Raw genomic sequence first — 20,072 nt, forward strand, 5'->3', positions numbered from 1 at the left:
AGGCCTTGTAACCTTGGTGACCGTGACCACCGAGCAGTACGCCGAGGACCCGAACGCCTACGACTTCCGTCGTCTCCAGGAGAAGTGGCAGCCCCGCTGGGAGGAGCTCGGGCTCTTCACCACGGACCTCGACGACACCCGGCCGCGCAAGTACATCCTCGAGATGTTCCCGTACCCCTCCGGCGACCTCCACATGGGGCACGCCGAGAACTGGGCGCTCGGCGACTTCGTGGCGCGGTACTGGCGGCAGCAGGGCTTCAACGTGCTGCACCCCATCGGCTGGGACTCATTCGGCCTGCCCGCGGAGAACGCGGCGATCAAGCGCGGTGTGGACCCGAAGGAGTGGACCTACGCGAACATCGAGCAGCAGAAGGCCTCGTTCAAGCGGTACGCGCCGTCCTTCGACTGGACGACCGAGATCCACACCTCGGACCCCGAGTACTACAAGTGGAACCAGTGGCTGTTCCTCAAGATGTACGAGAAGGGCCTGGCGTACCGGAAGGACAGCTGGGTCAACTGGGACCCGGTGGACCAGACCGTGCTCGCGAACGAGCAGGTGCTGCCCGACGGCACATCCGACCGCTCCGGGGCCGTCGTCGTCAAGAAGAAGCTGACGCAGTGGTACTTCAAGATCACGGAGTACGCGGACCGGCTGCTCGACGACCTCAACCAGCTCGAGGGGCGGTGGCCGGCGAAGGTCATCGCGCAGCAGCGGAACTGGATCGGCCGGTCCGTCGGTGCCGACGTCGACTTCGTGATCGAGGGGCGCGACGAGCCCGTCACCGTGTTCACCACGCGGCCGGACACGATCCACGGGGTGACGTTCCTGGTCGTGGCGCCGGACTCGGACCTGGCGGCGTCGCTGGTGGCCGACCCGTCTGTGTCGTCCTCGGTCCGTGACGACTTCGACGCGTACCTGACCGCGACCCAGAAGACCTCCGAGATCGACCGGCAGAACGCCGACCGCCCGAAGACCGGTGTGCCGCTCGGCCGCTTCGCGATCCACCCGCTGACGGGGGAGCGCCTGCCGATCTGGGCCGCCGACTACGTCCTCGCCGACTACGGCCACGGCGCGGTCATGGCCGTGCCCGCGCACGACCAGCGCGACCTCGACTTCGCGCGGGCGTTCGACCTGCCCGTGAAGGTCGTGGTGGACACGAACGCTCCGGTGACCGGGGCGATCCCGGTGATCCCGGACGGCGCGACGCTCGAGGACCTGCCGGCGCTCGACCCGGTGGCGACGGGCGAGGCCCTGACCGGCACCGGTCGGATGATCAACTCCGGGCCGCTCGACGGCATGTCGAAGCAGCACGCCATCACGGCGGCGATCCGCCTGCTCGAGGAGCGCGGCACCGGCCGTGCTGCCAAGACCTACCGCCTGCGCGACTGGCTCATCTCGCGCCAGCGTTTCTGGGGCACCCCCATCCCGATCATCCACGGCGCCGACGGCACCGAGCACCCGGTGCCGATCGACCAGCTGCCGGTCCGGCTGCCGTCGACCGAGGGGCTCGACCTCAAGCCGAAGGGCACCTCGCCGCTCGGTGGTGCGACCGACTGGGTGAACGTCCCGAACCCCGTCGACGGCACCCCGGCGACGCGCGACACCGACACGATGGACACGTTCGTCGACTCGTCGTGGTACTTCTTGCGCTTCCTCGCCGCGAACGACGACACGCAGGCGTTCGACCCGGAGATCGCGCGGAAGTGGGCGCCGGTCGACCAGTACATCGGCGGCATCGAGCACGCGATCCTGCACCTGCTCTACGCGCGCTTCGTCACGAAGGTCCTGTTCGACCTCGGCTACCTCGACTTCACCGAGCCCTTCACGGCGCTGCTCAACCAGGGCATGGTGCTGTCGGGCGGCTCGAAGATGTCGAAGTCGAAGGGCGGCGTGTCCCTCGGTGACGAGCTCGACGCGAACGGTGTCGACGCCATCCGCCTCGTCATGGGCTTCGCCGGGCCGCCGGAGGACGACATCAACTGGGAGGACGTCTCCCCGTCGGCGTCCGCGCGCTTCCTCGCCCGCGCCTACCGGCTCGCACTCGACGTCACGTCCTCGAAGGACGCCGTCTGGGCCGACGGCGACCGGGCGCTCCGTCAGGTGACGCACCGGTTCCTCGCCGACGCACCCGGGCTCATGGAGTCGTTCAAGTTCAACGTCGTGATCGCGCGGCTCATGGACCTCGTGAACGTGACGCGCAAGGCGATCGACAGCGGCCCCGGCGCGGGTGACCCCGCCGTCCGCGAGGCCGTCGAGACCATCACGCTCGGGCTCGCCGTGTTCGCGCCGTACGTCGGCGAGGAGATGTGGGAGAAGCTGGGCTACGAGCCGACCGTCGCCACGTACGGGTGGCGCAAGGCCGACCCGACGCTGCTCGTGCAGGACACCCTGACGGCGGTCGTGCAGGTCAACGGCAAGGTGCGCGACTCGTTCGAGGTCTCGAAGTCGATCGAGCCGGCGGAGCTCGAGGCGCTCGCGCGGGCATCGGCGAACGTGCAGCGGTACATCGGGGACCGGGAGATCGTGAAGGTGATCGTGCGGGCGCCGAAGCTGGTGAACATCGCGATCAAGGGGTAGCGCGGGACTGCACGCCTTCCCGCATGCGTTCCTGCACTGCGGGGCGTTGCGGTGGGGTTGTCCACCGATCGCACTGACGGAGCCCGGCCGGACGGCCGGGCTCCGTAGCGTTCCGGCATGTCTTCGTCGCCGGGTCCTCAGTCGCCGGGGCCTTCGTCATCGTCGGGCTCGGGCTCGGGCTCGGGCTCGGGCTCGGGGTCGGGCTCGGGCTCGCGCTCGCGCTCGTGGTCGCGTTTCGCGTTGACGCCCCGGGCGGCGGTGCTGCTCGCCGGTGTCGTCGCCGCGGTCGCGCTGGCGGTCGTCGTCCTCGGTGGCGGTACCGGTGGGGGAGCGGGGCCGACGGAGGTCGTGGTGAGCGGGGCGTCCGGAGGTCCGGCGGCCTCGGGTCCGTCGGCATCGGGTGCTGCGGGGGCGGCCGGGTCGCCGGGATCTGGGCCAGTGGCTGCGTCGGCGTCGGTGGTCGTCGTGCACGTCGCCGGCGCGGTGGCCGATGCGGGCATCGTCACCCTGCCGGCGGGCAGCAGGATCGCCGCAGCCGTCGAACGAGCGGGAGGGGCTGCTCGTGACGCGGACCTCGGACGGCTGAACCTCGCCCGACCGGTCGTCGACGGGGAGCGCGTGTACGTGCCGCGGGTGGGCGAGGACGACCCGCCGCCCGAGGCCGCTCCGGGAGTCGGCACCCCGAGTGCGGCGGCCGGTGGCTCGGGCGCGGCGCCGGGTGTGGTCGACCTGAACAGCGCCGACGCCACCGTGCTCGAGACCCTGCCGGGGATCGGTCCGGCGCTCGCGGCACGGATCATCGCATGGCGGGCGGAACACGGGCGCTTCGCTTCGGTGGAGGACCTCCTCGACGTCAGCGGCATCGGCGACGCGAAGTTCGCGGACCTGCGAGACCGCGTCCGTGTCTGACGTCGTCACGCGTGTCGGGCGAGCAGTCGGCGCGCGGGTCGCTGACCTGCGCATCGCGGTCCCCGCGGCGTCCGCGTGGGCTGCGTCGGCGCTCCTCGTCGGCAGCCCGGACCGGGCGGTCATCGTGGCGGTCGCCGCGGGGGTGGTCGCGGCCGTCGGGATCGTGGTCCTGTTCGTCAGGTGCCTCGGGGGCGGCGGAGCCGTGTCGCTCGCGGCCGTGGTGACCGTCGTCGTGACGACCGCCCTGCTCGTCGCCCTGGTGTCGGTGGCGGTCGCCGTCGGCCAGGACCGCCGCTCGCCGGCCGTCCTGTCCGACCCCGGCGGTCGGCGTGCCGTACAGGTGACACTCGACCGTGACCTCGAACGGGGTGCACGATCGGTGACGGGGACGCTGACCGCAGCAGACGGCGCGACGTCGCTGCGCGTCCCGGTCCGGGTGGTCCCGGACGGCGACGCCGGTGCGCCGGGGCGACTCGCTGCCGGCAGTACGGTCCACGGGACGGCGTCGGTCGAGCAGGACGACCCCGGATCGCCGACCGCCTTCGTCGTGTTCCTGCGCGGCTCGGTGCGGGTGGACCGACCCACGGGCCTGCTCGCGGGCACCGATCGTTCGCGGCAGGCCTTCGTCGCCGTCACCGCGGACCTGCCCGAACCCGGGGCCGCGCTGCTCCGGGGCATGGCGATCGGCGACCGGAGCGGGCTCGACCCGGCGACCGAGGCCGCGATGGAGACCACTGCGCTCACCCACCTGACGGCGGTGTCCGGCGCGAACTGCGCCGTGATCGTCGGCCTCGTGGTGCTGCTCGGTCGGGCGCTCGGGCTGCTGCGGCTCGTCCGGGCCGTCGTCGCCGTGGGCTTCCTGCTCGCCTTCGTCGTGCTGGTACGGCCCGATCCCTCGATCGTCCGCGCCACCGTGATGGCGGTCGTCGTGCTCGTGGTGCACCTGTCGGGGCGTCCGGTCCGTGGCGTCCCGCTCATCGCCCTCGCCGTCGTGGGGATGCTCGTCGTCGACCCCTGGTACGCACGGTCGTTCGCCTTCGCCCTGTCGGTCCTCGCCACGGCCGGGATCGTCGTCCTCGCGCCGCCGCTGACGGAGCTGCTCGCCCGGCGGGTCTGGCCCCCGGTGGCCGCGGCGGTCGCGGTCCCCGTGGCTGCGCAAGTGGCGTGCTGGCCGGTGACGATCCTGCTGGCCCCGCAGCTGCCGACGTACGGGGTGCCGGCGAACCTGCTGGCTGAGCCGCTGGCACCGATCATCACGGTGGTGGGCCTCGGCGCGTGCGTCGTCGCGCCGGTGTGGCCGGGCGGAGCGGCGGTCCTCGCCGCGGTGGCGTGGGTGCCCGCGAGCATCGTCGGTCAGATCGCCCGGACGGCCTCGGCGTTCCCCGGGGCCTCGGCGCCGTGGCCGGTCGGACCGGTCGGGGTCGTGCTCGCGGTGCTGGTGTGCGCGGGCGTCGCCGTCGCCGTGTTCGTCGGGACGTCCGTGCGCGTCCGGCTGCTGCTCGTGTCGGCCGTCGTCCTGGTCGTCGGAGTCGGCGCGGTCGGCGTGCCGCGGCTCGTGGTGCGGGGGAGTGTCCCCACCGACTGGACGACCGCGGCGTGCGACGTCGGGCAGGGAGACGCGGTCCTGCTCCGTTCCGCCGGGGCGGTCGCGCTGGTCGACACCGGCGACGAACCGGAACTCCTTCGCGCGTGTCTCGAGCTCTTGCGGGTCGACCGGATCGCCCTGCTCGTGCTGACGCACTTCGACCGTGACCACGTCGGAGCCGTGACCGAGGTCCAGGCTGCGGTGACCACGGCGCTCGTCGGACCGGTCGGACGGCCCGCCGACGACGGTGTGGTGCGGGGGCTGCGACAGGCCGGGGTCGAGGTGCTCCGCGCCGCTGCCGGGACGTCCGTCGACCTCGGAGGCGTCCGCGCCGACGTCGTCTGGCCGCTGCCGACGTCGTCGGAGTCCGGGAACGACGCGAGTCTCGTCCTGCACGTCCGGGCAAGGGACGGCGACGCCGCGACGCTGTCCGCGCTGCTCCTGGGCGACCTCGGCGAGGCATCGCAGCGGCGGATGCGGACGTCGTCCAGCGGAGGAGCCGGGTCCGCGCCGGTCGACGTCGTGAAGGTGTCCCACCACGGGTCGGCGGACCAGGACGCCGGGCTCTACCGGGCGCTCCGGGCGCGCGTGGCGCTGATCGGCGTCGGCGCGGACAACTCGTACGGTCACCCGACCCGTCGGGTGCTCGACGTGCTCGCCGCGACCGGGACCGCCGTCTACCGCACGGACCTCCACGGCACGGTGGTGGTTGCGCCGGGAGTGGACGGGCCGCGCGTCTGGACCGAGCGGTCGCCCGGGCGCGCGTCGGGTGCGCCGCCCGGCACGTCGTCGGACGGTGCCCCCGTCGGCCGGGTCCGCGCGTCGCCGACGGCGTCGCTCGTCGGCCGGTCTCGGACGTCGCCGGTCGGCCGTAGGATCGTCAGCGCGACGGGAGCCCCGCCGTTCGCAGCACCGGAAGGACCGCATGCCCGCCAAGAAGCCAGCGCGCGCCGCCGCGAAGATCGACCAGGTCCCGTGGTCGGGCGTCCGACCGGCACCGGTGGTCCTCGTGACCGGGCCCGAGGCGTTCCTGGCCGATCGTGCGATCAGCGTGCTGCGCGACCTGCTCGTCGGCGAGGACCCAGCGCTCGAGATCCACGACCTCGAAGCCGACCAGTACGCGCCCGGGCTCCTCGCGACACTGGCCAGCCCGTCGTTGTTCGGCGAACCCCGGCTCGTGCGGGTGACCAACGTCGAGAAGTGCACGGACGCGTTCATCACGGAGACGATCGCGTACCTCGAGGGACCGGCGGACGACGTCACCCTCGTACTCCGGCACGGCGGTGGCATGCGCGGCAAGAAGCTGCTCGACACGATCCGCAGCGGGGTCGGCGGCGGCGTCGAGGTGCAGTGCGACGAGCTCAAGCGCGAGACCGACCGCATCGACTTCGTCAACGCAGAGTTCCGGGCCGCCCGTCGCAAGATCGCGCCGTCAGCGGTCCGGACGCTCGTCGCGGCCTTCGCGGACGACCTGGCGGAACTCGCTGCGGCGTGCCGGCAGCTGCTCGCCGACTCCGCCGAGGAGATCACGGACAAGGTCGTCGACAAGTACTACGGCGGACGCGTCGAGACGAACGCCTTCAAGGTGGCGGACATCGCCCTCGCCGGCCGGTCGGCTCCCGCGATCGTGGAGCTCCGGCACGCCCTCGCCACGGGTGAGGCGCCCGTGCCGATCGTCGCCGCGTTCGCGAGCAAGATCCGGACCATGGCGAAGGTCAGCGCGTTCCGCGGGCCGAGCGGGCAGGCCGCATCCGCGCTCGGCATGGCGCCGTGGCAGGTGCAGCGTGCGCAGCGGGACGTCGCGGGCTGGAGCGAGGCCGGGTTGGCGAACGCGATCCTCAGCATCGCCGCGGCCGACACGGCGGTGAAGGGCGGCTCGCGCGACGCCCACTACGCGCTCGAGGTCATGGTCCGCACGATCGCCCGGCGCGGCGAGGACCGCTGACCGGTCGACCCGGCGCACGGCCATCGCTGGTGGTCCTGGCCCGCTGACGTGGTGATGCTCGCCCGTGGCGCGGGTGGGCGGCGGCGTGCGCCCGACCTCGCGCGACGACCTCGAAGCCGACGATGCGCGTGTCGATCGGCGCGCGGAACGTCGCGGCCGATCATCCCCGGTCATCACGCACCACGTATGCGACCAACCAAGCGTCGATCGACCGGTGCATCGTCGAAACGCGCGCGTTTCGTCGCCCCCGCCCGAGGCCCCCCGCCCGCGCCGCCACACCCCGCGAACGACGAAGGCCCCACACCGAACGGTGCGGGGCCTTCGAGCAGGAGTCAGTCTCAGAGAGCCGAGACCTTCTTCGCGATGGCCGACTTGCGGTTCGCGGCCTGGTTCTTGTGGATGACACCCTTGCTCACGGCCTTGTCGAGCTTCTTCGACGCGAGGGCCAGGGCCGCGACGGCCTTGTCCTTGTCACCCGAGGCGATGGCCTCGTTGGTGTGGCGGATGTGCGTCTTGAGCTCCGAGCGGTACGCCTTGTTCCGCTCGGTGGCCTTGAGGTTGGTCTTGATGCGCTTGATCTGCGACTTGATGTTCGCCATGCGTGTTGCTCCTGTTCGTCTCTACGGGTGGTCGCGACCGCTGGGTAGAGGGGCCCTTGGTCGCATCGCGTTCCACCCGTGGGCGGGGAACGCGGAAGCCAGCCACCAACACTACCAGGAGCAGGCCCAGCGGCCAAAGCCCGACAGGCCGCGAACCGCCGCACGCCGACCACGACGACACGGCACCCGGACCGGCCGAAACCGCCCGGCAACACGCGGTCGCTACCGTGGCGAGCATGCCGTCCCTCGCACCACGCATCGACACCGTCCCCGCCTCCGGCATCCGGAGGGTCTTCGAACAGGCCGCACTGCTCCGCGCGGACGGCACGGACGTCACCATGCTCGTGATCGGCGAGCCCGACGTCCCGGTCGCACCGCACATCGGCGAGGCCGCCCGTCGCGCGTGGTCCGAGGACCGGACGGACTACACGCCGAACGGCGGCATCGCCCCGCTCCGGCAGGCGATCCGCGAGAAGCTCCTCCGTGAGAACCGCATCGAGGTCGACCTCGAGCAGGTCTGGATGACGATCGGCGCGACGCAGGCGCTGTTCCAGGCGATGACGCTCGTGCTCAGTCCAGGCGACGAGGTCCTCGTGCCGGACCCCGGCTACACGACGTTCACGATGAACGCGCACATCCTGGGCGCGACACCGGTGCCGTACCAGCTGACGCCGCAGCACGGCTTCGAGCCGGACCTCGCGGCACTCGAGGCGAGCATCACCGAGCGGACGCGGGCGATCATCGTGAACTCGCCGTCGAACCCGCTCGGCTCGGTGTTCGGCGAGGACACCCTGCGCGAGCTCCTCGCACTGGCGAAGCGGCACGACCTCTGGGTGATCAGCGACGAGGTCTACGAGTACTTCACCTACGGCACCCGCCACGTGAGCATCGCTGCGCTCGACGACGACGACCGGGTGTTCTCGGCGTTCTCGCTGAGCAAGACGTACGCGATGACGGGGGTCCGGGTGGGGTACCTCGTGACGCCGAAGAGCCTCGGGCCGACGATGCGCACCACCCAGGAGGCGATGATCAGCTGTGTCGCCGAACCCGACCAGTACGCCGCCCTGGCCGCGATCGTCGGGGACCACTCGGCGGTCCGTGACGCCCGGGAGCACTACCGAGCGAACCTCGAGGTGGCGAAGGAGGTCCTCGACGCCGCTGGTGTCCGCTACCTCGACCCGCGCGGCGCCTTCTACCTCTGGGTCGACGTCTCGCACGCTTCGGGAGGGGACGTCGCCGAGTGGGCGCTCGCGCTGCTGCACCGCGAGCACGTCGCGGTCGCGCCGGGGAGCGCGTTCGGGCGCACCGGCGAGGGGTGGATCCGCATCTCACTGGCCGCGACGGCGGAGGACCTGCGGAGCGGCCTGGGCGCGCTGCCCGCACCTGCCACGGCGGCCGTCTGACGAGACGGCGCGAGCAGCCGGCCATCGCCACCGCCCGAGGACACGGCGCGAGCCGCCGTGACGGCGACCATCCGTCGGCCTGGAGGCGCGGTGCGGGCCCGCCCCGCGCCTCCAGGCCGTCCTGCACAGCGTCCAGGGCCGCGCCCCGTCTCCACAGAGCGGCCCGCGGTGCGCGCCGCCGGCGCGCGGACGTGGGACAATCGTTCGACCGTCCCGACCCCTGAGGAACCGTGAGCCCACAAGCATCCGCGCCGCTCGAGCCCGCCGCGACCCCGGCCGAGGCGATCCGCAACTTCTGCATCATCGCGCACATCGACCACGGCAAGTCCACGCTGGCCGACCGCATGCTGCAGATCACCGGCATCGTCGAGGAGCGGGCGATGCGCGCGCAGTACCTCGACCGCATGGACATCGAGCGCGAGCGCGGCATCACGATCAAGTCCCAGGCCGTCCGCATGCCGTGGGAGCTCGACGGCAAGACGTTCGCGCTGAACATGATCGACACGCCTGGGCACGTCGACTTCTCGTACGAGGTCTCACGATCGCTCGCCGCGTGCGAGGGCGCGATCCTCCTCGTGGACGCCGCGCAGGGCATCGAGGCGCAGACGCTCGCCAACCTGTACCTGGCGCTCGAGAACGACCTCGAGATCATCCCGGTCCTCAACAAGATCGACCTCCCCGCAGCGGAGCCGGACAAGTACGCGGCCGAGCTCGCGCAGCTCATCGGCGGCAAGCCGGAGGACGTGCTGCGCGTCTCCGGCAAGACCGGTGTCGGCGTCCCCGAGCTCCTCGACCGCGTCGTCGGCACGGTCCCGCCGCCCGTCGGCACGGTCGACGCCCCGCCCCGCGCGATGATCTTCGACTCCGTCTACGACAGCTACCGCGGCGTCGTCACCTACGTCCGCATGGTGGACGGCACCATCTCGCCGCGCGAGAAGGTCCAGATGATGTCCACGAAGACGACGCACGAGATCCTCGAGATCGGGGTGTCGTCGCCGGAGCCGAAGCCGACGAAGGGCCTCAGCGTCGGCGAGGTCGGCTACCTCATCACCGGCGTGAAGGACGTCCGCCAGTCGAAGGTCGGCGACACCGTCACGAGTGCGCAGAAGCCCGCGACCGATCCGCTGGCCGGCTACACCGACCCGAAGCCGATGGTGTTCTCGGGCCTGTACCCGATCGACGGCTCCGACTACCCGGACCTCCGCGAGGCGCTCGACAAGCTCAAGCTGTCCGACGCCGCCCTCGTGTACGAGCCCGAGACCTCCGTGGCGCTCGGGTTCGGGTTCCGCTGCGGGTTCCTCGGCCTGCTGCACCTCGAGATCATCACCGAGCGCCTGAGCCGCGAGTTCGGCCTCGACCTCATCACCACCGCCCCGAGCGTGATCTACGAGGTCACGAACGAGGACAACTCCGTGACCGAGGTCACGAACCCCTCCGAGTTCCCCGGCGGCCGCATCGTCGAGGTCCGCGAGCCGATGGTGCGCGCGGCCATCCTCGCGCCGAAGGACTACGTCGGCGCGATCATGGAGCTCTGCCAGTCGCGCCGCGGCTCCCTCCTCGGCATGGAGTACCTCGGCGAGGACCGCGTCGAGATCCGCTACGAGATCCCCCTCGGCGAGATCGTCTTCGACTTCTTCGACCAGCTGAAGAGCAAGACGCAGGGCTACGCGTCGCTCGACTACGAGCCCACGGGCGACCAGGCGGCCGACCTCGTCAAGGTCGACATCCTATTGCAGGGTGAGCAGGTGGACGCGTTCAGTGCGATCGTCCACCGCGACAAGGCGTACGCGTACGGCACGCTCATGACCGAGCGACTCCGCAAGCTCATCCCGCGGCAGCAGTTCGAAGTGCCGATCCAGGCCGCCATCGGCGCACGCATCATCGCGCGCGAGAGCATCCGGGCGATGCGCAAGGACGTCCTCGCGAAGTGCTACGGCGGTGACATCACCCGCAAGCGCAAGCTCCTCGAGAAGCAGAAGGAGGGCAAGAAGCGCATGAAGATGGTGGGTCGCGTCGAGGTGCCGCAAGAAGCCTTCATCGCGGCGCTCTCGGGCGACGTCGAAGAGAAGAAGAAGTAGCGGCTCAGCGGGTGCGCTCGGCGCGCGCCCGCAGGGCTGCCAGGCAAACGGCCGGGAGGCACGCGGCGGCCAGTCCCGCCAGTGCGGTCCGCCAGGTGCTCCACTCCGTCATCGCGACGAACGTGGTCTGCTCGCTCGCCACCACGGACGCGACGGCCGCGCCGAGGGCGAGCAGGACCGCTCCGCCGACGAGCCAGGGGACGACCGGGCGTCGGCGGGAGCGTCGGACGACGACCACGAGCAGCGCGCCGAACAGCAGGACGCCGACGCCGATGCTCGCGACGGCGACCTGCGCGAGCAGGGTACTGACGACCGGGTACCGGTCGACGGGGAGCTCGCTCGTGTACCGGACGGGGAGCGCGGCGCTCGCCTCGTACCGGTCGAGGGCGAGCCGCGCGATGACCGCGATCGCGAAGGCGATCGCGGTGAGGGTGCCCAGCGTCCGCGGGGTGCGGCCGGTCCGAGGTCGGGGGACGGCGGTCGCGGTGGGCACGGACCGACGATAGCGGTGTGGCGGGAGCGATCCGAGCCTCCAGTTCGGGGTTCGCCCGTCAACCTCTGTGTCGTCATCGCGAGGAGGCTGGTCGGCATGCGTTCCCGCGGCAGCTGGGTCGTGACGGTTCGCACCGCCGAGGAGGCTGGTCGGTATGCGTTCCCGCGGCAGCTGGGTCGTGACGGTTCGCACCGCCGAGGAGGCTGGTCGGTATGCGTTCCCGCGGCAGCTGGGTCGTGACGGTTCGCACCGCCGAGGAGGCTGGTCGGCATGCGTTCCCGCGGCAGCTGGGTCGTGACGGTTCGCACCGCCAAGTAGGCTGGTCGGCATGAGTTCCCGCGGCAGCTACCGGACCGCCCTGACGTACGGCGCGGTCGGCGCGACCCAGGCGTCGGACCTCATGACGTACCCGCCGGAGGGCTTCACGCCCACCGAGTCCCGCGCGCGGATCGGCCACGGCGACGCCCGCTTCGAGACCGCCGTGACGCAGGCGTTGTCCTGGCAGATCCAGGAGCGCAGCGGGATCCGCGTGCAGGTCGACGACCAGCCCGACGACGACGAGGTCCGCTACAACCCGGTGACCTTCGACGAGCACGGCGTCCCGATCGCCCCCGCGTCGATCGGCACATCGAAGGTCGAACGGTTCGCGCCCGACGGCACGCCGCTGTTGACCGCGGGGACGACCGCGACGCTCACGATGCACGCGTTCGGGCAGACCGTGCACGCGCCGGTCCGGGTCGTGTCGATCATCGACGAGACGGACCGGAAGGGCTTCGCGTACGGCACGCTCGAGGGCCACCCGCTCTCTGGCGAGGAGTCGTTCGTCGTCGAGCGCACGTCGGACGGTTCGGTCTGGCTGCAGTTGCGGCAGTTCTCGCAGCCGGCGAGCCGGAAGTGGCGCCTCGTGGAGCCGCTGCTCCGCCGGCAGCAGCGGGTCATGGCGGAGAAGTACCTCGCGGCGCTGCGCGGAGACTGACCCCTCCGCGCCTGACATCGCCCACGCCGAGACTCCGCTCGGCGGACAGCTCCGCGGCCCGGACAGCGCGCAGGTGTCCGCGGAGCGGAGTCTCGGTGGCCGCCCGGGCCACTGCCCGTCAGCGCAGGGGCGCGAGCGCGGCGATCGCGTCCTCGATCAGCTGCACGTCCTGCACGCAGTCGCGCGCGACCGCGACCGCACTCGTCGACCGGAGCGCCTCGACGTCGTAGACGCCTGTCGCGACCGCCAGGAACGGGATGCCCGCCACGTCGGCGGCCTCGCCGTCCCGCGGGGTGTCGCCGACGATCACGGCCCGCTCGCCACGGAGCGCAGCGGCAGCACGTCCGGTCACGCCGGCTCGGTCGACCTCTTCGTCGCCGAAGAACGAGTGGGCCCAGTCGAACGCCTCGAGGTCGAACCCCGCGCCACGAAGCTTGACGCGTGCCCGGTGCTCGGAGTTGCCGGTGAGCAGCCCGTTGCGCCAGCCCAGCACGGCGAAGCGTCGGAGGAGGTCGCGGGCACCCGGCGCCGGCTTCCGGTGGTCACCGGCACGGAAGCGTTCGTCGGTGAGGTCGCGCAGGTGCCCGGACACGGTCGGGATGAGTGCGTCGTCGAGGTCGTGCGCCCGGACGTGCTCGGCGATGAGGCCGGCGTCCGTCCGTCCGTGCTGGTGCCCGACGCGCAGGGTGAGGTCACGGCCGACCGCCCGCTCGAGCGCCAGGTGGTACAGGTTGCCCGGCGAGGAGGCGTTCAGCACGAGGGTGCCGTCGATGTCCCACAGCACCGTGGTGGGGACGGTGTGGTGCTCCATGCCTCCATCATGACCGAGAATGGAGTCCATGCCGAGCGCCCTGCCGATCGCCGATCCTGCTCCGTCGGACGGGCTGATCACCCCCGGACCGGGAGCGGGTGACGTCCCGTTCGGCGTCTACGTGCACGTGCCGTTCTGTCGGGTCCGGTGCGGGTACTGCGACTTCAACACGTACACGGCGTCCGAGCTGCGCGGGGTCCGTCGTGACGACTACGCGGGCCACGCGGTGCAGGAGATCCGCTTCGCCGCCTCGGTGCTCGAGCGCTCCGGTGTCCCGCGTCGTCCGGTGTCGACGGTGTTCTTCGGCGGTGGGACCCCGACGATGCTGCCGGCCGACGACCTCGTGATGATCCTCCGCGCGATCGACGAGACGTGGGGCATCGTGCCCGGCGCCGAGGTCACCACCGAGGCGAACCCCGACTCGGTGGACGGCGCATCCCTGCAGACGCTCCGCGAGGGCGGCTTCACCCGGGTGAGCTACGGCATGCAGTCGGCGGTGCCGCACGTCCTCGCCACGCTCGACCGCACGCACGACCCGGAGCGGGTGCCGCTCGTGGTGGACCTCGCGAAGCAGCAGGGCCTCGACGTGTCGCTCGACCTCATCTACTCGACGCCGGGGGAGTCCCTCGCCGATTGGCGGACCTCGCTCGACGCGGCGATCGCCTGTGCGCCCGACCACGTCTCGGCGTACTCGCTCATCGTCGAGGAGGGCACCGCGATGGGGCGGATGGTCGCCCGGGGCGAACTGCCCGCTCCCGACGACGACCTCGCCGCCGACATGTACGAGCTCGCCGACGACGTCCTCGGTGCGGCCGGGTACTCCTGGTACGAGGTCTCGAACTGGGCACGGGGCGAGGCCCACGCGAGCCGCCACAACCTGTCCTACTGGAAGGGTCACGACTGGTGGGGCGTCGGCCCGGGCGCGCACTCCGCGGTCGCCGGCACCCGCTGGTGGAACGTCAAGCACCCGGCCGCGTACGCGAACCGGGTGCTCGCGGGGGAGTCGCCGGCAGCCGGCCGCGAGACCCTCGACGACGAGACACGGTACGTCGAGCGCGTGCTCCTCGCGGCGCGGGTCCGCGGGGAGCTCGCCACGTCGGAACTCCGCCGGGAGGCCCGTGGCCGCGTCGCCGGGCTCATCGCACGTGGTCTCGTGGACGGCTCGGCCGCGGTGCGCGGTCGGGTCGAGTTGACCAGGCAGGGCCGGCTGCTCGCGGACGCGGTGGTCCGCGAGCTGCTCGACTGAGCCCTCGGCGCCCGGGTGATCCGCTACTGCTTGATGAACTCGATCGACAGCGGGTACTTGTAGAAGCGGCCCTGGTTGGCGGCGATCGCGGCGAGGATCGAGAACACGATCACGAGCACACCCAAGATCGGCAGCAGGATCAGGCCGATGAGGATGATCGAGAGCAGGCCGCACACGACTCCGGCGATCGCCGCGGTGATGTGGAAGTTCAGTGCCTGGCGAGTGTGTTCGCGCACGAACTGGCCCCGATCGCGCAGCACGAGGTACGCGACGATCGGCACGAGCAGGCTGAAGAAGATCGCGCCGACGTGCGTCAGGGTCGCCCAGAGTCGCTGGTCCTCGGGGCTCATCGGCTGGGGCGCCTGGTAGTTCGGCGGGTACTGGGGGCCGCCTGGGCCGCCGGGCTGCTGTCCGTAGGTCATGCGGGAAGCGTACCGACGAGCGCCGACGGACGTCCCGTGTTGTCGGCCGTCGGGCGTAGGATCAGCAGTCGACACACGAGAGTGCCAACGCGAACGGAAAGGGGATCGAGTGGTCAGCGAACGCAGCCTCGAGGTCCTCAAGGCCATCGTGCGGGACTACGTCGCTTCCCGCGAGCCGGTCGGGTCGAAGTCCATCGTCGACCGCCACGCCTTCGGGGTCAGTGCGGCGACCATCCGCAACGACATGGCCCAGCTCGAGGACGAGCAGCTCATCGTCGCCCCGCACACGTCGTCCGGACGGGTACCGACCGACAAGGGGTACCGGGTGTTCGTCGACCACCTGGCCGCCGCCCGCCCGCTCTCCAGTGCACAGCGTCACGCGATCGAGACGTTCCTCGGTGCGTCGGGTGACCTCGACGACGTCCTCGGCCGCACGGTCCGCCTGCTCAGCCAGCTGACGAACCAGGTGGCCCTCGTGCAGTACCCGTCGATGGTGCGCGCCCGGGTGCAGCACGTCGAGCTGGTCCGGCTCGGTGACACACGGCTCATGGTCGTGCTCATCACCGACACCGCGCGCGTCGAGCAGCGCGTCGTCGAGAGCGACGTCAGCCTGGACGAGTCGGCGCTCACCGAACTCCGCACGGTCGTCAACGGCGCCACGGTGGGGCTGCTCCTGCAGGACGTGCCCGGGGCGCTCCGGGCGGTGCCGCAACAGCTCCGCCCCGACGTCCAGCCCCTCGCCGGGGTCGTCGTCGCGACCCTCATCGAGCAGGTGGCGGCGAACCGCCAGGACCGCCTGCTCATGGCCGGCGCGGCGAACCTCGCGAAGAGCGAGTCCGACTTCTCCGGCGGACTCTTCCCCGTGCTCGAGGCGATCGAGGAACAAGTCACCCTGCTCCGACTGTTCGGGGAGATGCAGGTGGACGACATCGCCGTGGCCGCGCGCATCGGGGTCGAGAACGCCGAGTACGGCCTCGACGCCACGAGCATCGTCGCGGGCGGGTACCTCGCCGGCGGCGAGGTGGCACGGCTCGGGGTGCTCGGGCCGACGCGGATGGACTACGGCAGCAACATGGCCGCCGTCCGGGCCGTCGCACGGTACCTGTCCAAGCTCCTGGGCGAACATTGACCGGCCCGCACCGCGATCGGCGCGACCCACGCGCACGACCCGCACCGGGCCTCCAGACCGACCGAACCGAAACTCTCTGAGGGATACGTGGCAGACCACTACGACGTCCTCGGCGTCCAGCCGGACGCCTCCGATGCCGACATCAAGAAGGCCTACCGTCGCCTGGCGCGGGAACTCCACCCGGACGTGAACCCCAGCCCGGAGGCCGCCGAGCGCTTCAAGGACGTGACGCACGCGTACGACGTGCTGAGCGACCCCGAACAGCGCCGTCGGTACGACGCCGGACCGCAGGCGGACAGCCCGTTCGGTGGCGGGGCCGGTGGCTTCAGCGACATCTTCGACGCCTTCTTCGGTGGTGGTGGCGGCGGTCGGGGCTCCGGTCCCCGCAGTCGTGCCGAGCGGGGGCAGGACGCCCTGCTGCGCATCGACGTCGACCTCGACGAGGTCGTCTTCGGCACCCACAAGGAGGTCGAGGTCGACACGGCCGTCCTGTGCGAGACCTGCCACGGCTCGTGCTGCGCGCCGGGCACGAGCCCGCGCACGTGCGACATCTGCGGCGGCTCCGGCCACATCCAGCGCCAGGTCCGTTCGCTCCTCGGCAACGTCGTCACGAGCGCGCCGTGCGGCACCTGCCGCGGCTACGGCACCGTGATCCCGAACCCGTGCCCGACGTGCCAGGGCCAGGGCCGCGTGCGTGCCCGTCGCTCGATCCCGGTCGACGTGCCCGCCGGTGTCGACTCCGGGCTGCGCCTGCAGATGCCGGGTCAGGGCGAGGTCGGTCCGGCCGGCGGCCCCTCGGGTGATCTCTACCTCGAGATCCGGGTGCGGCACCACGACGTCTTCAGCCGCGACGGCGACGACCTGCTCGCGACGCTCGAGGTCGGGATGACCGACGCGATCCTCGGCACCACCGCGACGATCGACGGTCTCGACGGGCCGGTCGAGCTCGAGATCCGTCCCGGTGTCCAGAGCGCGGACGTGCTCGTGCTCAAGGACCGCGGCGTCACGAAGCTGCGCGGCGCCGGGCGCGGTGACCTCCGCGTCGGCGTGCAGGTCGTGACGCCGACGAAGCTCTCGCACAAGGAACGCCAGCTGGTCGAGCAGCTCGCGAAGTCGCACAAGGCGACGAAGCCGCAGCTCGCCCGGTTCCAGCAGGGCATGTTCGGCAAGCTCCGCGACCGCTTCTTCAACTTCTGATGGCCTCGCTGTACCTCGTGCCCGCGCTCGACGGCGTGACCGTCGGCGACCAGGTGTCGCTGGGCGGGGCGGAAGGCCGTCACGCGGTGTCGGTCGCGCGGGTGCGGGTCGGCGAGACGCTGCGCCTGGGCGACGGGAACGGCACCGTGGTGACCGGACCGGTGGTGACCACCGACCGCGACGCCCTCGTGCTCGAGGTCACGGCGGTGGACGTCTCCCCGGCGCCGTCGCCCACGCTGACGCTCGTGCAGGCCCTGGCCAAGGGCGGTCGCGACGAGATGGCCGTGCAGGCGTCGACCGAGATCGGCGTCGATCGCATCGTCCCGTGGTCGGCGGCCCGCAGTGTCTCCCGGTGGGAGGGGGCGAAGGTCGAGAAGGGCCGTGCGCGGTGGGAGGCCATCGCGCACGAGGCCTCGAAGCAGGCGATCCGTCCGCGGGTGCCGGCCGTCGAGGCGCCGGTGACGACCGCGCAGCTCGTGGGGACCGTCGGCGTCGGACGGGCGGTGCTCGTGCTCGACCCGGTCGGCGACGTCCGGCTCTCCGCGTGGGAGCCGCCGGCCGACGTCGAGGACATCGCGCTCGTCGTCGGGCCCGAAGGCGGCATCGACGGCAGCGAGTTCGACCGGTTGGTCGCCGCGGGCGCCGTGCGGGTGCGACTCGGCGACACCGTGCTCCGGACCTCGACCGCGGGTCCGGCGGCACTGTCGATCCTCCAGACGCGGCTCGGGCGCTGGTAGGCCCGCCGTCGGCGGCGCGTTCTACGATGGGGACATGAGCACCAGCACGCCCAGCGTCTTCTCGAAGATCATCGCGCGCGAGATCCCGGCGATCGTCGTCGCCGAGGACGACCGCGTCATCGCGTTCGAGGACATCGCGCCGAAGGCTCCCGTCCACGTGCTCGTCGTCCCGAAGACCGAGCAGTACCGCAACGTGACGGAGCTCGCCTCCGGGGACCCCGACCTCCTCGCCCACGTGGTCGCCACCGCGCAGCGCATCGCCGACGAGCGTGCCGGCGGCCAGTACCGTCTCGTGTTCAACACCGGCGAAGCAGCCGGTCAGACCGTGTTCCACGTGCACGCGCACGTACTCGCAGGTGAACTGCAGGAAGGCACCCTTGCCGGATAACGAACCACTCGAGCAGGACGCCACGTCCGAGCTCACCGTCGACGGCATCGCCATGGTGCAGCTGCTGGGTCCGCAGGACCGGCTGCTCAAGACCGTCGAACGTCAGTACCCCGGGGTCCGCGTCGTCGTGCGCGGCAACGAGGTCAGCCTCACCGGCCCGGAGCGCGACGTCGCCCGCGCCCGAGCCCTCGTCGACGAACTCGTCGGCATGGTCAAGCGCGGTCAGGACATCGGCCCTGCCGACATCCCGATGTCGGCGCGCATCCTCGACGACGACCGCAAGCCGTCGGACACCTTCGGGACCCCGATCGTGTCGAGCCGGGGCAAGTCGGTCCGCCCGAAGACCGACGGCCAGCGGGCGTACGTCGACGCGATCGACGCGAACACCATCACGTTCGGGATCGGACCGGCGGGTACCGGCAAGACGTACCTGGCGATGGCGAAGGCCGTGCAGGCGCTGCAGCGGCGCGAGGTCACCCGCATCATCCTCACGCGTCCGGCGGTCGAGGCGGGCGAGCGGCTCGGGTTCCTGCCCGGCACGCTCACCGACAAGATCGACCCGTACCTGCGGCCGCTGTACGACGCCCTCAACGAGATGATGGACCCCGAGCTCGTGCCGAAGCTCCTCGCGGCCGGCACCGTCGAGGTCGCGCCGCTGGCGTACATGCGCGGGCGGACGCTCAACGACTCGTTCGTGGTCCTCGACGAGGCGCAGAACACCACGCCCGAGCAGATGAAGATGTTCCTCACGCGCCTCGGGTTCGGGTCGAAGATGGTCGTCACGGGTGACATCACCCAGGTCGACCTGCCCGGCAACCTCTCCGGGCTCCGGCTCGTGACACGGATCCTCGACAAGGTCGACGACATCCACTTCGCCCGCCTCGGCAGCGAGGACGTCGTCCGGCACACGCTCGTCGGGCGCATCGTGGACGCGTACACCGTCTACGACGAGGAGCGCCTCGCCGAGCAGGCCGGATACCGTCCCGGCGGTCGCGGCTCGGCAGCGGAGGGCAACCCCGCCGGCGTCAACCGCGCGGAGCGTCGCGGCCGTCCGCCGCAGGACCGGCAGCGCTCCCCGTACCCGCAGAACGACTCCCGAGGAGGGAACCGGTGAGCATCGAGCTCAACAACGAGTCCGGGGTGGAGGTGGACGAGGCCGCGATCCAGCGCCTCGCCTCCTTCGCGCTCGACGCGATGCACGTCCACGCCGACGCGGAGCTCGCGATCGTGCTCGTGGACGAGGGCGCGATGGAGCAGCTGCACGTGCGGTGGATGGACGAGCCCGGTCCGACCGACGTCCTGAGCTTCCCGATGGACGAACTGCGCCCGGGCACCGAGGACGACCCGACGCCCGCCGGACTCCTCGGCGACATCGTGCTCTGCCCGCAGGTGGCGGAGGAACAGGCGAAGACGGCCGGACACTCCACGACCGACGAGATGTTGCTGCTCACGTGCCACGGGATCTTGCACCTCCTCGGCTTCGACCACGCGGAGCCGGAGGAGAAGGCCGAGATGTTCGGCATCCAGGGCGAGATCCTCTCCGCGTTCGCCGCCCAGCACCGAGGGCGGTGACCTG

The 20,072-nt window shown here is 71.6% G+C and carries 17 protein-coding genes and 1 pseudogene; 14 read left to right on the forward strand and 4 right to left on the reverse strand.

All coding sequences use genetic code 11. The features are described 5' to 3' along the window. The first annotated feature begins 22 nt into the window (after nucleotides 1–22). The 4 genes and pseudogenes from leuS (at nucleotide 23) to holA (ending at nucleotide 7,017) form a co-directional block, all read left to right on the forward strand. Nucleotides 23–2,578 (forward strand): leucine--tRNA ligase, encoded by a 2,556-nt coding sequence (gene leuS, locus ACRQ4C_RS07475; protein WP_439690680.1) that lies wholly within the window; start codon nucleotides 23–25, stop codon nucleotides 2,576–2,578. Nucleotides 2,579–2,818: 240 nt separating this feature from the next. Next, complete coding sequence (locus ACRQ4C_RS07480) at nucleotides 2,819–3,487, forward strand: helix-hairpin-helix domain-containing protein (RefSeq protein ID WP_439690681.1); 669 nt, start codon at nucleotides 2,819–2,821, stop codon at nucleotides 3,485–3,487. A 724-nt stretch (nucleotides 3,488–4,211) separates the two neighbouring features. Continuing rightward, nucleotides 4,212–5,222, forward strand: a pseudogene (locus tag ACRQ4C_RS07485) (ComEC/Rec2 family competence protein); the annotation flags it as partial. A gap of 775 nt (nucleotides 5,223–5,997) precedes the next feature. Next, nucleotides 5,998–7,017: a DNA polymerase III subunit delta gene (gene holA, locus ACRQ4C_RS07490; protein WP_439690682.1), complete on the forward strand. Its 1,020-nt coding sequence runs from the start codon at nucleotides 5,998–6,000 to the stop codon at nucleotides 7,015–7,017. 338 nt (nucleotides 7,018–7,355) lie between these two features. Here holA and rpsT read toward each other — a convergent pair whose 3' ends face one another. Continuing rightward, on the reverse strand, nucleotides 7,356–7,616 hold the full coding sequence (gene rpsT, locus ACRQ4C_RS07495) for a 30S ribosomal protein S20 (protein ID WP_022904294.1): 261 nt from the start codon (nucleotides 7,614–7,616) through the stop codon (nucleotides 7,356–7,358). Between the two features lie 236 nt (nucleotides 7,617–7,852). Here rpsT and ACRQ4C_RS07500 point away from each other — a divergent pair, with 236 nt between their 5' ends. Together ACRQ4C_RS07500 and lepA are read left to right on the forward strand one after the other, a co-directional pair. Further along, entirely contained in the window at nucleotides 7,853–9,019 is a 1,167-nt protein-coding gene (locus tag ACRQ4C_RS07500; protein ID WP_439690683.1) for a pyridoxal phosphate-dependent aminotransferase, read from the forward strand. A gap of 230 nt (nucleotides 9,020–9,249) precedes the next feature. Beyond that, nucleotides 9,250–11,097 (forward strand): translation elongation factor 4, encoded by a 1,848-nt coding sequence (gene lepA / locus ACRQ4C_RS07505; protein WP_290132055.1) that lies wholly within the window; start codon nucleotides 9,250–9,252, stop codon nucleotides 11,095–11,097. 4 nt (nucleotides 11,098–11,101) lie between these two features. On the opposite strand, the gene ACRQ4C_RS07510 is transcribed toward lepA, so the two are convergent. Beyond that, nucleotides 11,102–11,590, reverse strand: a complete 489-nt coding sequence (locus tag ACRQ4C_RS07510) for a hypothetical protein (protein ID WP_439690684.1) — start codon at nucleotides 11,588–11,590, stop codon at nucleotides 11,102–11,104. Nucleotides 11,591–11,918: 328 nt separating this feature from the next. On the opposite strand from ACRQ4C_RS07510, the gene ACRQ4C_RS07515 reads away from it, so the two are divergent. Next, complete coding sequence (locus tag ACRQ4C_RS07515; RefSeq protein WP_439690685.1) at nucleotides 11,919–12,566, forward strand: DUF1990 family protein; 648 nt, start codon at nucleotides 11,919–11,921, stop codon at nucleotides 12,564–12,566. A gap of 118 nt (nucleotides 12,567–12,684) precedes the next feature. Here ACRQ4C_RS07515 and ACRQ4C_RS07520 read toward each other — a convergent pair whose 3' ends face one another. Next, nucleotides 12,685–13,377, reverse strand: coding sequence for an HAD family hydrolase (locus ACRQ4C_RS07520; protein ID WP_439690686.1), 693 nt, complete (start codon nucleotides 13,375–13,377; stop codon nucleotides 12,685–12,687). Between the two features lie 28 nt (nucleotides 13,378–13,405). Here ACRQ4C_RS07520 and hemW point away from each other — a divergent pair, with 28 nt between their 5' ends. Next, entirely contained in the window at nucleotides 13,406–14,623 is a 1,218-nt protein-coding gene (hemW, locus tag ACRQ4C_RS07525) for a radical SAM family heme chaperone HemW (protein WP_439690687.1), read from the forward strand. 23 nt (nucleotides 14,624–14,646) lie between these two features. On the opposite strand, the gene ACRQ4C_RS07530 is transcribed toward hemW, so the two are convergent. Beyond that, nucleotides 14,647–15,045: a DUF4870 domain-containing protein gene (locus tag ACRQ4C_RS07530; RefSeq protein ID WP_439690688.1), complete on the reverse strand. Its 399-nt coding sequence runs from the start codon at nucleotides 15,043–15,045 to the stop codon at nucleotides 14,647–14,649. 109 nt (nucleotides 15,046–15,154) lie between these two features. Here ACRQ4C_RS07530 and hrcA point away from each other — a divergent pair, with 109 nt between their 5' ends. From hrcA to ybeY, 6 genes are all read left to right on the forward strand, one after another. Beyond that, a complete protein-coding gene (gene hrcA / locus ACRQ4C_RS07535) occupies nucleotides 15,155–16,174 on the forward strand; it encodes a heat-inducible transcriptional repressor HrcA (RefSeq protein WP_439690689.1) in 1,020 nt (339 codons plus the stop codon). Between the two features lie 87 nt (nucleotides 16,175–16,261). Next, complete coding sequence (gene dnaJ / locus ACRQ4C_RS07540; RefSeq protein WP_290132048.1) at nucleotides 16,262–17,371, forward strand: molecular chaperone DnaJ; 1,110 nt, start codon at nucleotides 16,262–16,264, stop codon at nucleotides 17,369–17,371. Then, nucleotides 17,371–18,108 carry a 16S rRNA (uracil(1498)-N(3))-methyltransferase gene (locus tag ACRQ4C_RS07545; RefSeq protein ID WP_290132047.1) on the forward strand — a complete coding sequence of 246 codons (738 nt, stop codon included), beginning with the start codon at nucleotides 17,371–17,373 and terminating at the stop codon, nucleotides 18,106–18,108. Before dnaJ ends, ACRQ4C_RS07545 begins: the two co-directional genes overlap by 1 nt. A gap of 34 nt (nucleotides 18,109–18,142) precedes the next feature. After that, complete coding sequence (locus ACRQ4C_RS07550; protein ID WP_439690690.1) at nucleotides 18,143–18,496, forward strand: histidine triad nucleotide-binding protein; 354 nt, start codon at nucleotides 18,143–18,145, stop codon at nucleotides 18,494–18,496. After that, nucleotides 18,486–19,610 (forward strand): PhoH family protein, encoded by a 1,125-nt coding sequence (locus ACRQ4C_RS07555; protein WP_400415114.1) that lies wholly within the window; start codon nucleotides 18,486–18,488, stop codon nucleotides 19,608–19,610. The genes ACRQ4C_RS07550 and ACRQ4C_RS07555 overlap by 11 nt, the downstream gene beginning before the upstream one ends. Next, entirely contained in the window at nucleotides 19,607–20,068 is a 462-nt protein-coding gene (ybeY, locus tag ACRQ4C_RS07560; protein WP_290132045.1) for an rRNA maturation RNase YbeY, read from the forward strand. Before ACRQ4C_RS07555 ends, ybeY begins: the two co-directional genes overlap by 4 nt. Nucleotides 20,069–20,072: the final 4 nt, after the last annotated feature.

Origin of the sequence: Curtobacterium sp. SP.BCp (assembly GCF_051903255.1) — a bacterium.
Lineage (GTDB): Bacteria > Actinomycetota > Actinomycetes > Actinomycetales > Microbacteriaceae > Curtobacterium.

Bases quoted from the DNA above. Each gene is read 5' to 3' on its own strand.
- ACRQ4C_RS07550 (WP_439690690.1), top strand. From the start codon at position 18,143: ATGAGCACCAGCACGCCCAGCGTCTTCTCGAAGATCATCGCGCGCGAG.
- hemW (WP_439690687.1), top strand. From the start codon at position 13,406: ATGCCGAGCGCCCTGCCGATCGCCGATCCTGCTCCGTCGGACGGGCTG.
- holA (WP_439690682.1), top strand. From the start codon at position 5,998: ATGCCCGCCAAGAAGCCAGCGCGCGCCGCCGCGAAGATCGACCAGGTC.
- ACRQ4C_RS07545 (WP_290132047.1), top strand. From the start codon at position 17,371: ATGGCCTCGCTGTACCTCGTGCCCGCGCTCGACGGCGTGACCGTCGGC.
- ACRQ4C_RS07500 (WP_439690683.1), top strand. From the start codon at position 7,853: ATGCCGTCCCTCGCACCACGCATCGACACCGTCCCCGCCTCCGGCATC.
- ACRQ4C_RS07520 (WP_439690686.1), bottom strand. From the start codon at position 13,377: ATGGAGCACCACACCGTCCCCACCACGGTGCTGTGGGACATCGACGGC.
- ACRQ4C_RS07515 (WP_439690685.1), top strand. From the start codon at position 11,919: ATGAGTTCCCGCGGCAGCTACCGGACCGCCCTGACGTACGGCGCGGTC.
- ACRQ4C_RS07530 (WP_439690688.1), bottom strand. From the start codon at position 15,045: ATGACCTACGGACAGCAGCCCGGCGGCCCAGGCGGCCCCCAGTACCCG.
- rpsT (WP_022904294.1), bottom strand. From the start codon at position 7,616: ATGGCGAACATCAAGTCGCAGATCAAGCGCATCAAGACCAACCTCAAG.